The organism is Algibacter ulvanivorans (genome assembly GCF_048381495.1).
GTDB classification, from domain to species: domain Bacteria; phylum Bacteroidota; class Bacteroidia; order Flavobacteriales; family Flavobacteriaceae; genus Algibacter_B; species Algibacter_B ulvanivorans.
Map to the genome: position 1 here is coordinate 433,555 of NZ_JBLWGD010000003.1, position 16,196 is coordinate 449,750.

Below are 16,196 nucleotides of genomic sequence, written 5' to 3' on the forward strand. Positions count from 1 at the left end.
TTTTAAGATTTATTTTCCTTTTTAATAAGGTTTAATGCAGAACCCTCGTTATACCACTTAATTTGTGCTTCATTATAAGTATGGTTTAACTTCATGGTATCTTTTGTTCCATTTTCATGAACGATTTCTAATGTTAATGGAGTATTGGGTGCAAATGCATTTAAGTCTAAAAAGTTAAATGTATCATCTTCTTGAATTAAATCGTAATCGGCTTCGTTACTAAATGTTAAGCCTAACATACCTTGTTTTTTAAGGTTAGTTTCGTGTATTCTAGCAAACGATTTTACAATAACTGCAGCAACACCTAAATGGCGTGGTTGCATAGCAGCGTGCTCTCTTGACGAGCCTTCGCCATAATTATGATCGCCAACAACTATCGTTTTAATACCAACTTTTTTATACTCGCGTTGCACATCTGGCACACCTCCATAATCGCCAGTTAATTGGTTTTTAACAAAATTTGTTTTTTTATTAAACGCATTTACGGCTCCTATTAACGTATTGTTTGCTATATTATCTAGATGCCCACGAAAACGCAACCATGGTCCTGCCATAGAAATATGATCGGTAGTACATTTTCCAAAGGCTTTAATTAAAAGTTTTGCTCCTGTTATAGTATTGCCAAGCGGTGTAAATGGTGTTAATAACTGTAAACGTTCTGAATCGTTTTTAACCGATACTTGTACATGGCTACCATCGGCCTCTGGAGCTAGATATCCATTATCTTTTACCTCAAACCCTTTAGGTGGTAGCTCCCATCCTGTAGGCTCATCGAACATGACTTCTTCGCCGTTTTCGTTAATTAACTTATCGGTTAACGGATTAAAATCTAAACGTCCAGCAACAGCAATAGCTGCTGTTATTTCTGGAGAGGCAACAAAAGCATGGGTGTTTGGGTTACCATCGGCACGCTTAGCAAAGTTTCTGTTAAAAGAATGCACAATGCTATTTTTTGGTGCATTTTTAGGGTCGTTATATCTTGCCCATTGCCCAATACATGGTCCGCAAGCGTTGGTAAATATTTTTGCATCTAGCTTGTCGAAAATGCCAAGAATTCCATCGCGCTCTGCTGTATATCTTACTTGCTCAGACCCTGGATTTATACCTAAATCGGCTTTTATTTTTAGTCCTTTATCTAAGGCTTGTTGTGCTATGGATGATGCACGCGATAAATCTTCGTAAGATGAGTTTGTACACGAACCAATTAACCCCCACTCTACTTTAAGTGGCCAATCGTTATCGGTTGCTTTTTTAGTCATAGCGCTACCAACTTCTGTTGATAAATCTGGTGTAAAAGGACCATTTAATAATGGACCAAGTTCTGACAAATTAATTTCTATAACTTGATCGAAAAATTGTTCTGGATTAGCATACACCTCTTCATCGGCTGTTAAGTGCGCTTTTACTTTATTTGCAGCATCTGCTACATCGGCTCTATCTGTAGAGCGTAAGTAACGTTCCATAGAAGCATCGTACCCGAAAGTAGATGTTGTTGCGCCTATTTCTGCCCCCATATTACAAATAGTTCCTTTTCCTGTACAAGACATAGCTATTGCTCCTGGTCCAAAATATTCTACAATAGCTCCGGTGCCTCCTTTTACAGTAAGAATTTCGGCTACTTTTAAAATAACATCTTTTGGAGCTGTCCAGCCTGATAATTTACCTGTTAACTTAACTCCTATTAGTTTAGGGAATTTAAGCTCCCAAGCCATACCCGCCATAACATCTACCGCATCTGCTCCTCCTACGCCAATGGCTACCATGCCTAATCCGCCAGCATTTACGGTGTGCGAATCGGTACCAATCATCATACCACCTGGAAATGCATAATTTTCTAAAACTACTTGATGAATTATTCCTGCTCCGGGTTTCCAAAACCCAATACCGTATTTATTAGATACAGACTCTAAAAAATTGAAAACCTCGCTACTTACGTTATTGGCGTGTTTTAAGTCTTTTACTGCGCCTTCTTTTGCCTGAATTAAATGGTCGCAATGTACCGTTGTTGGCACTGCTACTTTAGGTTTTCCGGCTTGCATGAATTGCAACAAGGCCATTTGCGCTGTTGCATCTTGACATGCTATACGATCTGGAGCAAAATCTACATAATCTTTTCCTCTTATAAATGCCTTTGACGGTGTACCATCCCAAAGGTGAGAATATAGTATTTTTTCTGAAAGTGTTAATGGTTTACCTACAATGCTGCGTGCTTTATCTACACGCTCTGCCATTTTGGTATAAACCTCTTTAATCATATCAATATCGAATGCCATATAATTTCTTTTTTTGTTCTATTATTATTCTTCTAAATATACAAAATAAAGCATGGTTTTAAAAGTGCATATTGACTTTAATTTTAAATAATTAACTAGCTTTTTTATTGTTTGTGTTAATAATTATGCCTGCTTGAATTGCTTATTTGATGTTTTAGTTAGCCTTTGCGTTAGGGATTATAGTGGATAGCCCACAGCCTGACGCAGGAAGTGCGAGGACTTGTAACGGAAAGCCCGACCCTTGTGGTAACGCCAAAAAAAAAAAATCCTAAGTCTAAGACTCAGGATTTTGAATTATTTATATGATAGATATTAAGTTATCTAACCAATTGCTTTGTTGATGGTTTAAATTTAGTTAAAACAATACCTTCTACTGCGGCTTCGTATTCTGCCATTGTTGGAGTTCTGCCTAAAATTGTAGATAAAACTACTACTGGTGTTGATGATAAAAGAGATTCTCCTTTTTTCTCGCCAGAATCTTTTACAACTCGACCTTGGAATAAACGTGTTGATGTTGCCATAACCGTATCTCCTGGTTCTGCTTTTTCTTGGTTACCCATACATAGGTTACACCCTGGGCGCTCTAGGTACAGCATGTTTTCGTATTTGGTACGTGCTAATCCTTTTGGTGCATTATCATCAAACTCAAATCCTGAGTATTTTTGTAATACTTCCCAATCGCCTTCTGCTTTTAGCTCGTCTACAATATTATATGTTGGTGGCGCTACAACTAAAGGTGCTTTAAATTCTACTTTTCCTTGTTGCGCTTCAATGTTTTTTAGCATTTGTGCTAATATTTTCATATCGCCTTTATGTACCATACAAGACCCTACGAATCCTAAATCTACTTTTTTAGTACCGCCGTAGTATGATAACGGACGTATAGTATCGTGTGTGTAACGTTTAGAAACATCGTCGTTGTTTACATCTGGATCGGCTATCATTGGCTCGGCTATTTCATCTAAATCGATAATAACTTCTGCATGGTATTTAGCATTAGCATCTGGCCTTAACGATGGTTTAATGCCTGTTTTAAGTTCTGTAATTCTAGTTTCAGCTTTTTCAACAAGCCCTTTAAGTACTTGTTTTTCGTTATCCATACCTTTTTCAATCATGATTTGGATACGAGCTTTAGCTATTTCGAGAGACTCGATTAAAGTTTCGTCTTCTGAAATACAGATTGATGCTTTTGCTTTCATCTCTGCTGTCCAGTCTGTAAATGTAAAAGCTTGATCGGCAGTTAGTGTTCCAATATGCACCTCTATAACACGACCTTGAAATACGTTTTCGCCTCCAAACTGCTTTAACATTTGTTGTTGTGTGGCATGTACCACATCGCGGAAATCCATATACGATTTCATATTACCTTTAAAGGTTACTTTTACCGATTCTGGAATTGGCATTGAAGCTTCGCCTGTTGCTAATGCTAGGGCTACTGTGCCAGAATCTGCTCCAAAAGCAACACCTTTAGACATACGTGTATGAGAGTCGCCTCCAATAATGATATCCCAATCTCCTACTGTAATATCATTTAATACTTTATGGATAACGTCTGTCATTGGGAAGTACTTTCCTTTTGGATCGCGACCAGTTATTAAACCAAAGTCGTTCATGAATTTCATTAACCTTGGAATATTAGCTTTAGATTTATCATCCCAAACTGAAGCTGTATGACAACCTGATTGGTAAGCACCATCTACAATTGGCGAAATAACTGTTGCAGCCATCATTTCTAACTCTTGCGATGTCATTAAACCTGTAGTATCTTGAGAGCCTACTATGTTTACTTCTGCACGAACATAAGAACCTGCATGTAACGTTGCTCCAGAAGTACCTACGGCATTTTTATTGAATATTTTCTCTACTGCTGTTAAACCTTGACCTTCAATAGAAACTTCTTTTGAAGGGGCATAAACTTGAGGTACATCTATACCTAATACTTTAGCTGCAAATGTTTGTAATTTTTTACCGAAAACTACAGCGTAAGAACCTCCTGCTTTCATGAACTCCATTTTTTGTGGTGTAAATGCTGCAGAAACATCTTTTAATTCTGTTGTTCCGTTATATAGTTTTTTCTCTTTAGTGTTAATTGTAAGTACTGTTCCTGTTGCTACAGAGTACTCTTCTTTTAATACTGGTTCGCCATCTGCATCAACAACAGTATTGCCTTCTGCATCTTTTTGTTTTACCCAGTTTTTAAGGTCTAATCCAATACCTCCGGTTACTCCTACTGTTGTTAAAAAAATTGGAGCAATACCATTTGTACCCGCAATTACAGGTGCTATATTAATAAACGGTACGTAAGGACTTGAAGAAATACCTGTCCATAATGCCACATTATTTACGCCAGACATTCTAGAAGAACCAACTCCCATAGTTCCTTTTTCGGCGATAAGCATTACGCGTTTATCTGGGTGTTGTGCTTTTAATGCTAATACTTCTTTTTGCATCTCTTTGTTATGCTCGAAAATACATTGTCCATGAAGTTCTCGATCTGATCGCGAATGCGCATCTCCTCCTGGTGATAACAAATCTGTTGAAATATCGCCAACTCCTGCAATGTATGTTACAACTTGAATTTCTTCATCTACTTCTGGAAGTTTGGTGAAAAATTCTGCTTGTGCGTAGCTTTCTATAATATCTTTAGCTATGGCGCTTCCGTTATTAAAAGCATTTTCTAAACGAGAGGTATCTGCCTCGTAAAGAAAAACTTGTGTTTTTAACACCTTTGCTGCTTCTTTAGCAATGGTTTCATTATCACCTAAAGCTAAATCTAATAATACTTTAACTGATGGGCCACCTTTCATATGCGATAATTGTTCTAAAGCAAATTCTGGTGTAATTTCTTTTACGACTTCTGTTCCTAAAACAATTTCTTTTAAAAACTCAGCTTTTACTCCTGCAGCACTTGTGGTTCCGGGCAAAACATTGTAGATAAAAAAGTTTAGAGAATCGTCTCTATACTCATTATCCAAATCTTTAATTTGTGCTATAATAGCGCTTAACAAATCGGCACCATCTATTGGCTTTGGATGAAGCCCCAGACCTTTTCTGTCTTCTATCTCTTGGAGGTAGTTTTTATAAATGTTCATAAAAGAAGTGTTTTCAATTTTAACTGATAAGAATTAGTAAACTCTATATCAATTAATTTATAATTTAGTGTTGTTATTTTAGTATTTGCAAACTTAAAAAATTTAAAGCAAAGTTTTAAAAAGAAACCGTGCAATACAACAAGTATTGATAGTTATTTATTATAGTGGCATTATTTATTTAATAGATTATCATTTTTATACATTTATACAAATAAATTTGACGATTATTCATATTAAATTCAAAAAAATAATTATTTGCTCGTAATTTTGTTAAATAGCGCTTATTATTTTTACAACACACATTAACTTGAATAAAATTAATAATTCTATTTGTTACATTTATACTTAAAACTCTAGAATACATTAATCTATATGCCTCTTTTTTTTTAAGAAATAATTACTGTAATTATTTATTAATTGAATTAAATTATAATGATTAGAATAAGCTTTTTATAATAGCTTCTTCTGATATGCCTTCGGCTTCGGCCTTATAATTTTTAATAATTCTATGGCGCAAAATACTTTGAGCTACAGCTTGCACGTTTTCTATATCTGGAGAGAATTTTCCGTGTATTGCTGCATGTGTTTTGGCTGCTAGTATTAAATTTTGCGATGCTCTTGGGCCTGCTCCCCAATCTATAAAAGATTTTACTAAATCTGGAGCAGCATCAGAGTTAGGTCTTGTTTTTCCTACCATAGAAACGGCATATTCAATAACATTATCGGCTACTGGAATACGGCGTATTAAACTTTGAAAATTTACAATTTCTTGAGCCGAAAATAGTGCGTTTACTGTAGCTTTATTATCTGTTGTTGTGGCTTTTACAACTTGCACCTCTTCTTTATAGGTTGGGTAATCTAAATTAATAGCAAACATAAAACGATCCAATTGAGCTTCTGGCAATGGGTACGTGCCTTCTTGCTCTATAGGGTTTTGGGTTGCTAAAACAAAATATGGCAAATCTAATTTATAGTGATGACCAGCAACTGTAACTGCGCGCTCTTGCATGGCCTCTAAAAGTGCTGCTTGGGTTTTTGGAGGGGTTCTATTAATCTCGTCTGCAAGAATAATATTTGAGAAAATAGGACCTTTAATAAATTTAAAGTGGCGATCTTCGTCTAAGATTTCGCTACCTAAAATATCGCTAGGCATTAAATCTGGTGTAAACTGAATACGTTTAAAATTTAACCCTAATGCTTGGGCTATAGTATTTACCATTAAAGTTTTTGCCAACCCAGGAACTCCTATTAATAACGAGTGTCCTCCAGAAAATATAGAAATAAGAATTTGAGAAACAACCTCGTCTTGCCCAATTATAACTTTGGCAATTTCAGATTTTAACGTTTTATATTTCTTTACAAAACCTTCAAGGGCAGCAACATCAGACATATTTAAATTATTTTTTTAACCAATTACCAGAAAAATCACAATTTTTATGTTCGTTACTTATTTTAATATAAGTATCAAGTATTTTTTCTTCTTGCCATTTTTCAATAGCTCTTATTTTCTTTTCTTCTAGAGCTAAATCTTTTATTTTTAGATAATCGCGGGCATAATCGGCCTCGTGTTCATCAATTCTATCTGTTACGGTTAATAGTTTAAATTTTTGCCCTCCTGTTCTATCTTCTTCTCTTAAAACTAAACTTACTTCATTGTCTTTTAGGTCTTGAATTTGCGAATATAGCTCGGGGTCCATTCTTGTTAATTCAAAATTATAATCTTGAGTTGTTGGGTTTATTAATTGCCCGCCATCGTTTCTAGTTTCTTTTTCGTCGCTTACTTCTCTTGCGGCATCGGCAAAAGATATTTCGCCAGCTACAATACGTTTTCTAACATTTTCAAGACGTTCTTTAGCTTCTTCTATAGCTTCGTTAGAAACTTTTGGAGTTAATAAAATATGCGCAACATCATACTCTTGACCTCTAATTTTTTCTAGAGTAATAATATGGTATCCAAAATCTGTTTTAAATGGGTCTGACACCTCTCCTTCTTGAAGCGCGAAGGCTACTTGCCTAAACTCTTTAACCATTCTTGGTTGTTTTTTATTTAGTGTGTATTTACCACCTTTACTTGCTGATCCTGGATCTTGCGAGTATAAAACTGCTTTAGAACGGAAACTAGCGCCTCTTTCAATAATATCGGCTTTAAATTGCTTTAATCGGTTTATAACTCTTTGGTTTTCTTCTTCTGATACTTTAGGTTCTGCTACTATTTGTGCTACTTTAAGTTCTGTACCAAATGTTGGTCTTTGGTCTTTGGGTATTTTGTTAAAAAAGGTTCTAACTTCTTCTGGTGTTATTTCTATTTCTTCAACAATTTTGGCTTGCATACGTTGTGCCAATAGGTTGGATTTGTTAATTTGAAACATTTCTTCTCTAAAACTTTGCTCGTCGTCTTTACGATAAAATTCTAAAAGACGCTCCATAGAGCCATTTGTTTGCTGAAGAAATTGTTGTATTTGGTAATCTACATTTTTTCTAACTTCGGCATCAGAAACCGGCACACTATCTTGTATGGCATGGTGTGCGTATAACTTTCTTTCTAACATTAAACCAAATAGTTGGCAATCTTCTACGCCTTCAATCGAGCCTCCGCTGGCTTTTATTTGGTCTTTTTCTTTTTGTATATCTGATTCTAATACTATAAAATCTCCTACTACTGCGGCAACACCATCTACTTTAGTTGCTTTTGATGCATCTACAGAATCTACTTTTTTTGTAACTGCTTTTACCTCATCTTCAATAATTTCTTGAGCATTTGCAAAGCTAGCTAGTAATAATGTTACACATAAAGCTAATAACTGTTTATGGTTAATCGTATATTTCAAATTGTTTGTTTTTAATGGCATCTTTAGTAATATCTTTTTCTAATTCTCTAATAAACTCTAGCTTACGTTTATTAATCACGATTTGATTAATGGTAGGCTTAACATATTCTAACGGTGCTGTATCATTTCTTACTAGCACATCGTTAATTTGCATCAAATATACTCCTAATGAATCTTTGAGTTGTACAAAATTAGATTTTTTTAACAGTTGATCTCGGTTTTCTGAATTTACTGCTGGTATTTTTTTAACAACTTGGCTTAATTTAATCCAAATTGAATCGTTAAGTGAATATGATTTAAATTGAATTGAAATAGAATCTAGAGTTATTTTATCTTCTGTATTATATCTAATAAATCGCTTTTTTATGTTATCAAAATCGATAATATTTTCGTTAACGTGTATGTAACGAAACTTAATAAGTTCTTCATTTAGTTTAAAAACTTCTTTGTTATTGTTGTAATATAATTGAGCTTCATCAATAGACACGACAGTATCGATGCTTCGCTTTACTAAAGCTTCGGTATATGCTTTACTATATAAATCGTTTTTATATTGGTCTACTAATCTATTAAATGCCTGTTGTTTTTGCTCGCTTAAATTCAACTTTGCCCCATCTACAAGTAATTGTTGTGTAGCCCAACGCTTTATAAAGTTTTGAATTAAAAGCGTACTATCTTCTTTTGATGCGCCTTCTGAGACTAAACCTTCTATATCGTCTTGATATAGATAGTTATCGTTAACTCTTGCAATGGCTTCTTGCTCGTCAGTTTTTTTAAGTAAATCGCAAGAATATAGCGAAACAAATAATAATAGTATATAAATTTTAATTCTCACTTTTAGCTTTTAAGTTTAGATTTAACGGCTTTTAAAACATCTTGGTTAAGTGTTATCTTATACTTTTGTTTTAAACTTTCAATCCAGTTTTCTTCTTTATAATTTTGGTAGTCGCTTATTACGGCTCCTTTAGCATCTTCGAAAGATTTTTGTGTAGCTGGCAATACATCGTTTACTTTTACAACTACAAAACCATGGTTATGCTTATTTATTTTTGACATCCCTTTTTTAAACTCGAAATCTTGAGGAAGCGCTTGATGCTTAGCATCCATAATACCTGAAGTAAAAATAACATCGACTTTATCGTTACTGTTAACCAATGCTTTTATACGATCTACAGGCATATTTTCACTTAAAAGCTTAGATACTTTTTTTAGTGTTTTTTGCTTAGTTGAAGCTGCCACAATAGCATCTATACGTTTTGGCAACTTATAGTTTTCTTTATGAGCTTTATAAAATTTTTGTATTTCTACAGAATCGGTTTTTGCTGCATTCCAGATGGTGTTTTCCATTAAATCGAATAGTAATAAACCATCTCTATATTCTGAAACTATATGGGCATAATCTAAGTTTTCTTCTTCTAAATGCTCTTCTTGGTATTGCACCAAACTTTCGTTTAAAAAAGCATTATACTTATCTACTACTAACGCTTTTAATGCTTTTTTATTTGAAGTATTTCTTTGCGAATTGGTTAAATACACTCCAAAATCGTTATAATAAAATTGTTTATTTCCTATTTTGAATAAAGGCTGTTTACCCTTAAAATCTAGAGGAAGTTTCCATGTTTTATTAAAATAATCATGGTTTAAAATGGAAACAAAATAATCTAAATTAGGTATTGTTTTGCTAATATTATATTTTTCTTTAAGCTTATTAAAAAGGGCTTTATCTATTAATTTAGATCGTGTATCGCGTTTTACCTTTTCTACCAATTCTGGTTTTAAGACATCAAAACTTGGTACAGGCGAAATTTTATGCATTTTTACTATATGCCATCCAAAATCGGTTTTAAAAGGCTGAGAAATATCGCCTACGTTTTTTAAATTAAAAGCAACATCTTCAAACGCTTTTGCTCTTAATTGCCCTCCGGAAAAAGCTTTTAGCATTCCGCCTTGTGGTGCCGAATTTTTATCGTCTGAAAATTGTTTAGCTAAAGCCTCGAAACTTTCGCCTTGATTTATTTTTTTATAAATATCTTGAATTCTAACCTCTGGCTTTTCTGCTAACGCGTCGTTTTTATTTTCTACAACCATAATATGAGCTACTGTGCGCTCTCCTCTAGATTTACGCTTGTCTATAACATTTACAATATGGTAACCAAATCGAGTTCTAAAAGGTTTAGAAATTTCTCCTACATTCGTATTAAAGGCTGCGTTTTCAAATTTATAAACCATTTTAAAGCCTCCAAAATACCCTAACTTTTCGCCGTAAATGGTTTGCCCATTATGTACCTCTGCTCTTACTTTTTCGAAACCTTCATTTATAGCACGTTCTCGTAGCTTTGTTATTTTATTGTAAGCTGCTAAGGTATCTTGCGGGTTTGCATGTTCATCAATTTTAACTAAAATATGGTTTGCATTTACTTCATTTAACATTCGCTGGTAGGCTTCTTCAACCAAAGCATCTGTAACTTTAGCGTCTGTAATATAACTTTTAGCTAATTGCTTTTTGTAATTAGTTAATTCTCTCTTATAAGATGGTTTTTCATGCAAGCCTAAAGCTCTGGCTTCTTGCAATTTTAGTTTATAGCTTGTAAATAGCTTTAAATAGGCATCGACATCTTTTTGAGACTCATCTTGAACCAAGTCTAAATTCTTATTATAAACTCTTAAAAATTCTGAAGCATAAACAGGATTATCATCTACTGTAAAAAGTACTTCTTTATCTATAGACTGTCCATTTACATTTATTAAAAATAGCACTAAAAATAAAGCAAATAAATATCTTAATTTCATTGAGGAATTTTTTGTTAAACGATTACAAAAATACTAATATAAACCTATTAAGCAAGTTGTTTTGCTAACGATTAAAAAAAGTAATTATTATACTTAATTAACTTAAAAAGAGCACTTCTATTACTTACTTTTAATTTTATAATTTTATATTAATTTATAACTATTTTTACCTTTTAATTTATACAAACAACTTATGCGTAAGCTAAAATTAATTTGGGATTTTAAAGGGCCAGACGCCTATAAAATTGCCCAACATCACGAAATTCATTTAAAAGAATATATTCAATTAGAAAAACTAAACGTAACAATAACTGGTGTTGAAATGTTAAACAATATACACAGTATTGCTTTTTTAGTAGTTAATGAAGCCCAAATGAAGCCTATTAGAGATGCTTTAAAACCTCATAGAGGTCAAGTATATCTTGAAAATTAAAAATCTAATTGGTAACTAATTTATAACCTACACCTCTAACATTAACAATTTTTAATTGCGAATCGAGTTCTAATTTCTTTCTTAATTTTGATATAAAAACATCTACTGTTCTGCCAATATAATCGCCCTCGTCTCCCCAAACCATGCTTAAAATAACATCGCGTTCTACAGTTGTATTGGCTGCATTATATAACAACAAAAGCAAATCTGCCTCTTTACTTGTTAGTTCTATTTTTTTATGGTTAATTATTAGTTCTGTATTTTTTTTATCGAAAACATAGTTGCCTAATGGTATTAAATTAGCATTATTACCTTTTATAGCCATACGTTTTTTAAAAAACGTCCATAATAACATAATTAACAAGATTGCTATTACAATGTAATATATAGCGTTTGTTTTGCTAAAAAGTGCATTATTCTGGTTTGCTTTAGCATCAATGATAGTAAACAAAATGGAATAGCAAGATTTAGGCAATACCCTACCTTGGCATGGGATAATATCTAATTTTTTAAAAATATCCATTTCAAAACTATACACGACGTTTGCTGTTCCACATTCCTCTACTTCAACAATATAATTACTTGCTATTTTAGCTTCATCAACCACATTTTTAACTATTGATACTAAGCTATCTGGATTAAATACCAATTTGCTCTCGAACTGAATTTTATATTGATTTTTTTCCTTTTTTAAAGGCAATACTCTAGATGTACTATCTGCCGAATTAAGCAATATACGATGCCCTATCATTCGTAAAGCTACTTCAATATGCTTATCATTTATTTTTTCTTGTGCATTTCCTACTATTACAAAAAGAAAAAAAACTGCAGTTATTAACTTTAACATTTTAAAATGTTTTAAACTCATTTTACAAAACTATTCTAATATGTTACAATTTATAATGTTTTACACAAAATTTACACTTTTTTACATTTGATTACGTATTAGAAATTACTTGCAACTTACATTTGAAATACATGAATCATTAAATCAACAATTATGAAAAAAAGGATTTTAATTTTAAGTACAATTTTAGCCGCTTTATGCTTTACAGCTTTCGCGTTTAACAATAAGTATAGTAGTAAAAAAAATGAAAAGGTTAAAGAAATACCCGAAACTAAAACAGTTAAAAACAATACAGAACCCGATTTTATTTACGATATAGGGCCTCGTTTTAATTCGATAAAAAAAGAAGACCTTCACAACATTACCTCAATACATTCTTTTATAAAAAAAGATGATATTAATACAATACCAAACATCAAATCTGTAGAATTAATTGTTATTGAAAATGATTTGGTGTCTAACAAAAAAGAAATAGGCAATAGTTTAGAATTAACTAATAAACAGTTAGCCCTTTTAAAATCTTTTGACTATTCATCTCATTTTTCAGTAAAAATTAATGGTTTTTCAAAAGATAATTTAATTAAAAACACATTCTCTCCTTATTTTACAATTGTACCTGAAACCCAAGCCGAATACATTTATGGAAAAAAAGCACTTGTTAAATATTTTAAAGATAATACCAGAACAATAACTAAGGATATCCCTGAAGATAAATTAAAACCCGCCAAATTATATTTTACAGTAACAAAGTATGGTACAATTAAACATGTAAAATTAGACAGATCATGTGGTTACCCTGAAATAGACAACTTAATGGTTAACCTAATTAACACTACACCTGGAGGATGGATTCCTGCCACAAACACTAAACAAGAAACAGTAAACCAAGAGTTAGTTGTTTCTTTTGGGTTATTAGGTTGTTAAATGGCTCTGTAAAAAAGGCTTTATAAAATTAATTATAAAGCCTTTTTACATTTTTCTTTTAGTGTATTGCTGTTTTATATTTCTCACTAAATCTTCTAAGCCGTTTAGCTTTAATTCGTAAACTTGCTCTAACATTGTACCAAGTTTTCCTTTTGGAAACCCTTTATTATGATACCAAACAACATAATACTCGGGCAAATCAATTAAATAACGATCTTTATATTTACCATAGGGCATTTTGGTATGTGCTAAATCTATTAAAAATTGTTTGTCTGGAAGCATTTTGTTTTTTGTATTGGTTTTATTCTAGTTTTTACTACTCAGAATAAGATTTATATTTAGAAAGCTTATTAAGTTCTGTATTTACAAAATTTTTCCATTTAGCTTGAGATTCAAAATTTCTGGAATAATCGGTTTCATTATCATACCTATTTTGCATTTGTGCCAATTCGGTATTAATGGCATTATGGGTTTTCTTTAGTTGTTTTCTAATACTATTAGAAACCTTTAATTTACTAATTCGGTATCTAAATTTTCGAGCATATAACTCTGTAATATCAAAGTGTAATTGTTCGTGTTCTAAAATATGAGTATTGGCTTTTTCTATTTTATACCACGACTGTTCTGGATAAAAATGCGAATACACCTCTGTATTAAAACTAAGCACATCTCCTTTATTAGTTTGCGTAACAGAAAAACCAAATGTAATTCCAGATGCTGTAATAGCAACGGCAGCATCATTTAAATTAGGCTTAGCCTTAAAATCTGCCCATGTTAGTTTATAGGCTTCTTGCCATGATAAAACCGGTTCGTTATCTTGAATACAAACCAAACAACAAAGAAAAAGGAATACTTTAATTACAACCATAACAAACTATTGTTTCATTAAACGAATAGTTTTACCTTGTTATTGTTTTACTTCAACAATAGTTAAATCGTCGTATTTTACCAAGTAAACCGAATCATTATAATACCCACCAAAAAGCTTCTTTTTATAGGCAAACTTATTTTCAACATACTCGGTTAATGGTGCATTTATTACCGATGCATACAAATCATTAGAAGTTACTATACGCAATACAACATCCATAGTTAAATCAAAACCTTTAGCGGCTCTTTTATTAGGTGTTATGTTATAAATTTTATTATACTTTTTAACAAAAGCATTATTATCGTTTTCACTATATTCTTTTGATGCTGTTGCAAAATGAAATTGCAAATTAGACAAGTGCGTATTGTTTATTTGATCGCCCTCGAAAGCCGAGTTTATATTAGTAGTTACCAAAATAATTTCTGGAGCTGGCACCTCTGGCTTTTCTGGGTTAATTTTATTGTTTAATGATGCTAAAACACTTGTAACATTAGATGCATAACCCTCGTTTTTAGTTTCTAAAAACACAATGTTTTTTCCTGGTTTTAAGACTGTTTCAATATCTTCTTTAGTAACAAAAAACTCATCTTTTCCTTCTTTATTTTTTCTAGAGTATACAACTTTAGCTTTATTAAATTCGTGTTTAAGCTCGTTAGCTCGATTCACATGTTTTGTATCGGCTATAATAATAATGTTTTCAACTAACGTATCAGACTTCACAAAATTTACAACCTTTGTTTTTAATAAATTGTCTGCCGGTCTAGATTGAAATACATTATCATATAATTTTAAATTTGTACCAATTGGAGACACAACAGGTGTATTATATTTTTTTAATTCTGTAGCTACCTTATTAAAACTAGCAGGTGTTAAAGGGCCTATAACAGCATTAACAGTTTCAAAATTGTTTTCTCTTAAAATTCTAGACACTTCGCTTACTTCGTACCTTGTATCGTAAACATCAACTTTTAAAGAAACACCTAAGGACTTTAACGAATCTAAAGCCATTAAAACTCCTGAATGAAAATCGAGCGAAGCATTCAAATAAGGGTCTTTTTCTAAACTTTTTTTAGCATCGCTTATAGAATCAAAATCAACACGATGCATTCTAAAAGGCAGCATTATAGCAATGTGTTTCGTTTCGTTATTTAAAATTTTATTTGATAAGTTTACAGCCTCTTCTTCAGAAATTACACCGCCTTCAATCTCATTATTATGTGGTATTTTTAAAATCATTCCAGATTTTAGCCCCGTTTCCTTCAACTCTGGGTTTAAAGCCTCTAATTCTTCTTGCTCTAGCCCTAGTTTTAATTTTAAACGGTAAAAACCTTCTTTTGGCAATACTTTATAATAACTATACTGGTCGTCAAATTTATTTTGTTCTTCCTTATTTAAATTAGGCACATTAATAATAGCGCCTTCACTTAAAACCTCGGGCATATCTGGGTTTAAGGCTTCTAACTCTTCAATAGTAATACCAAATTTGTAAGCAATACGCCATTTACCTTCTTTGGGTAAAACGGTATAAGGTTTTGTTGTAGCAACCTCTTCTACAATTTCGGTTATTTTATATTTAGGAATTTGTAGCTTATCTCCTTTTCGTAACGGGTTTGCATATAAAAATTTGTTATACTTTTTTATATCCTCTTCTTCAACATTATACTTTTTAGATAAGCTATAAAGTGTTTCTTTTCGTCTTGTTTTATGAGATACAAACCCCTGCAACTCTTTATTAATAGTTACTTTAGGTTTACTGGCTTTAGATAAAGGAATAATTAAAACCGTATTAGGCTTTAACGCCTTTTTTGCATCGGGGTTTAATTTATAAATATCTGCTGGTGTAATAAAGTATCGTTTTGCTATACCCGCTACAGTTTCGCCACTTTTAACTTGATGCGTACTAAAGTTTTGAGCCTCGACAGCTGTAAAACCAAATGTTAAAACTAAAATAAGTACTAATAAAAATCTTTTCATGTTGTTATTTCTGCTAAATAAATATAATAAAACCCTATTACTTTATAATATACGTTCTAATCTGTTTTTAAGACTAAAACATATTTTCTTTTTATTTACATTAGCACATAGCATGCCAAAATTATTATTTGGGCGTTACCCAAGGGTCGGGCTTTACGTTACAA

12 protein-coding genes are annotated in these 16,196 nt (G+C 32.3%); 2 read left to right on the plus strand and 10 right to left on the minus strand.

Going from position 1 to position 16,196, the window contains the following annotated elements; translation table 11 throughout:
• Positions 1-2: 2 nt before the first annotated feature.
• The 6 genes from ACNG5D_RS10170 to ACNG5D_RS10195 form a co-directional block, all read right to left on the minus strand.
• Positions 3-2,273, minus strand: coding sequence for an aconitate hydratase (locus ACNG5D_RS10170; protein ID WP_418183408.1), 2,271 nt, complete (start codon positions 2,271-2,273; stop codon positions 3-5).
• 317 nt (positions 2,274-2,590) lie between these two features.
• Positions 2,591-5,365: a bifunctional aconitate hydratase 2/2-methylisocitrate dehydratase gene (locus ACNG5D_RS10175; protein ID WP_418183409.1), complete on the minus strand. Its 2,775-nt coding sequence runs from the start codon at positions 5,363-5,365 to the stop codon at positions 2,591-2,593.
• Between the two features lie 436 nt (positions 5,366-5,801).
• A complete protein-coding gene (locus ACNG5D_RS10180) occupies positions 5,802-6,755 on the minus strand; it encodes an AAA family ATPase (protein WP_418183410.1) in 954 nt (317 codons plus the stop codon).
• Between the two features lie 7 nt (positions 6,756-6,762).
• Positions 6,763-8,214 carry a peptidylprolyl isomerase gene (locus ACNG5D_RS10185; protein WP_418183411.1) on the minus strand — a complete coding sequence of 484 codons (1,452 nt, stop codon included), beginning with the start codon at positions 8,212-8,214 and terminating at the stop codon, positions 6,763-6,765.
• Positions 8,177-9,028, minus strand: a complete 852-nt coding sequence (locus tag ACNG5D_RS10190) for a peptidyl-prolyl cis-trans isomerase (RefSeq protein ID WP_418183412.1) — start codon at positions 9,026-9,028, stop codon at positions 8,177-8,179. The genes ACNG5D_RS10185 and ACNG5D_RS10190 overlap by 38 nt, the downstream gene beginning before the upstream one ends.
• 2 nt (positions 9,029-9,030) lie before the next feature.
• Entirely contained in the window at positions 9,031-10,983 is a 1,953-nt protein-coding gene (locus tag ACNG5D_RS10195) for a peptidylprolyl isomerase (RefSeq protein ID WP_418183413.1), read from the minus strand.
• Positions 10,984-11,176: 193 nt separating this feature from the next.
• On the opposite strand from ACNG5D_RS10195, the gene ACNG5D_RS10200 reads away from it, so the two are divergent.
• Entirely contained in the window at positions 11,177-11,416 is a 240-nt protein-coding gene (locus ACNG5D_RS10200) for a hypothetical protein (protein ID WP_418183414.1), read from the plus strand.
• 4 nt (positions 11,417-11,420) lie between these two features.
• Here the strand turns inward: ACNG5D_RS10200 and ACNG5D_RS10205 are convergent, their stop codons facing one another.
• A complete protein-coding gene (locus ACNG5D_RS10205; RefSeq protein WP_418183415.1) occupies positions 11,421-12,263 on the minus strand; it encodes a winged helix-turn-helix domain-containing protein in 843 nt (280 codons plus the stop codon).
• Positions 12,264-12,416: 153 nt separating this feature from the next.
• Between ACNG5D_RS10205 and ACNG5D_RS10210 the strand changes: the two genes are divergently transcribed.
• Positions 12,417-13,187 (plus strand): hypothetical protein, encoded by a 771-nt coding sequence (locus ACNG5D_RS10210; protein ID WP_418183416.1) that lies wholly within the window; start codon positions 12,417-12,419, stop codon positions 13,185-13,187.
• A gap of 45 nt (positions 13,188-13,232) precedes the next feature.
• Here ACNG5D_RS10210 and ACNG5D_RS10215 read toward each other — a convergent pair whose 3' ends face one another.
• Genes ACNG5D_RS10215 through ACNG5D_RS10225 form a run of 3 tightly spaced genes read right to left on the minus strand, consistent with a single transcriptional unit; the run spans position 13,233 to position 16,032 of the window.
• Positions 13,233-13,469: a DUF3820 family protein gene (locus tag ACNG5D_RS10215; protein WP_418183417.1), complete on the minus strand. Its 237-nt coding sequence runs from the start codon at positions 13,467-13,469 to the stop codon at positions 13,233-13,235.
• A 34-nt stretch (positions 13,470-13,503) separates the two neighbouring features.
• Positions 13,504-14,055, minus strand: coding sequence for a DUF922 domain-containing protein (locus ACNG5D_RS10220; RefSeq protein WP_418183418.1), 552 nt, complete (start codon positions 14,053-14,055; stop codon positions 13,504-13,506).
• 39 nt (positions 14,056-14,094) lie between these two features.
• Positions 14,095-16,032 carry a LysM peptidoglycan-binding domain-containing protein gene (locus ACNG5D_RS10225; RefSeq protein WP_418183419.1) on the minus strand — a complete coding sequence of 646 codons (1,938 nt, stop codon included), beginning with the start codon at positions 16,030-16,032 and terminating at the stop codon, positions 14,095-14,097.
• Positions 16,033-16,196: the final 164 nt, after the last annotated feature.

What these genes read in the sequence shown, in the direction of transcription:
- ACNG5D_RS10200 (WP_418183414.1), top strand. Translation starts at nt 11,177, where the DNA reads ATGCGTAAGCTAAAATTAATTTGGGATTTTAAAGGGCCAGACGCCTAT.
- ACNG5D_RS10210 (WP_418183416.1), top strand. Translation starts at nt 12,417, where the DNA reads ATGAAAAAAAGGATTTTAATTTTAAGTACAATTTTAGCCGCTTTATGC.
- ACNG5D_RS10175 (WP_418183409.1), bottom strand. Translation starts at nt 5,365, where the DNA reads ATGAACATTTATAAAAACTACCTCCAAGAGATAGAAGACAGAAAAGGT.
- ACNG5D_RS10220 (WP_418183418.1), bottom strand. Translation starts at nt 14,055, where the DNA reads ATGGTTGTAATTAAAGTATTCCTTTTTCTTTGTTGTTTGGTTTGTATT.
- ACNG5D_RS10170 (WP_418183408.1), bottom strand. Translation starts at nt 2,273, where the DNA reads ATGGCATTCGATATTGATATGATTAAAGAGGTTTATACCAAAATGGCA.
- ACNG5D_RS10225 (WP_418183419.1), bottom strand. Translation starts at nt 16,032, where the DNA reads ATGAAAAGATTTTTATTAGTACTTATTTTAGTTTTAACATTTGGTTTT.
- ACNG5D_RS10215 (WP_418183417.1), bottom strand. Translation starts at nt 13,469, where the DNA reads ATGCTTCCAGACAAACAATTTTTAATAGATTTAGCACATACCAAAATG.
- ACNG5D_RS10185 (WP_418183411.1), bottom strand. Translation starts at nt 8,214, where the DNA reads ATGCCATTAAAAACAAACAATTTGAAATATACGATTAACCATAAACAG.
- ACNG5D_RS10180 (WP_418183410.1), bottom strand. Translation starts at nt 6,755, where the DNA reads ATGTCTGATGTTGCTGCCCTTGAAGGTTTTGTAAAGAAATATAAAACG.
- ACNG5D_RS10195 (WP_418183413.1), bottom strand. Translation starts at nt 10,983, where the DNA reads ATGAAATTAAGATATTTATTTGCTTTATTTTTAGTGCTATTTTTAATA.
- ACNG5D_RS10205 (WP_418183415.1), bottom strand. Translation starts at nt 12,263, where the DNA reads ATGTTAAAGTTAATAACTGCAGTTTTTTTTCTTTTTGTAATAGTAGGA.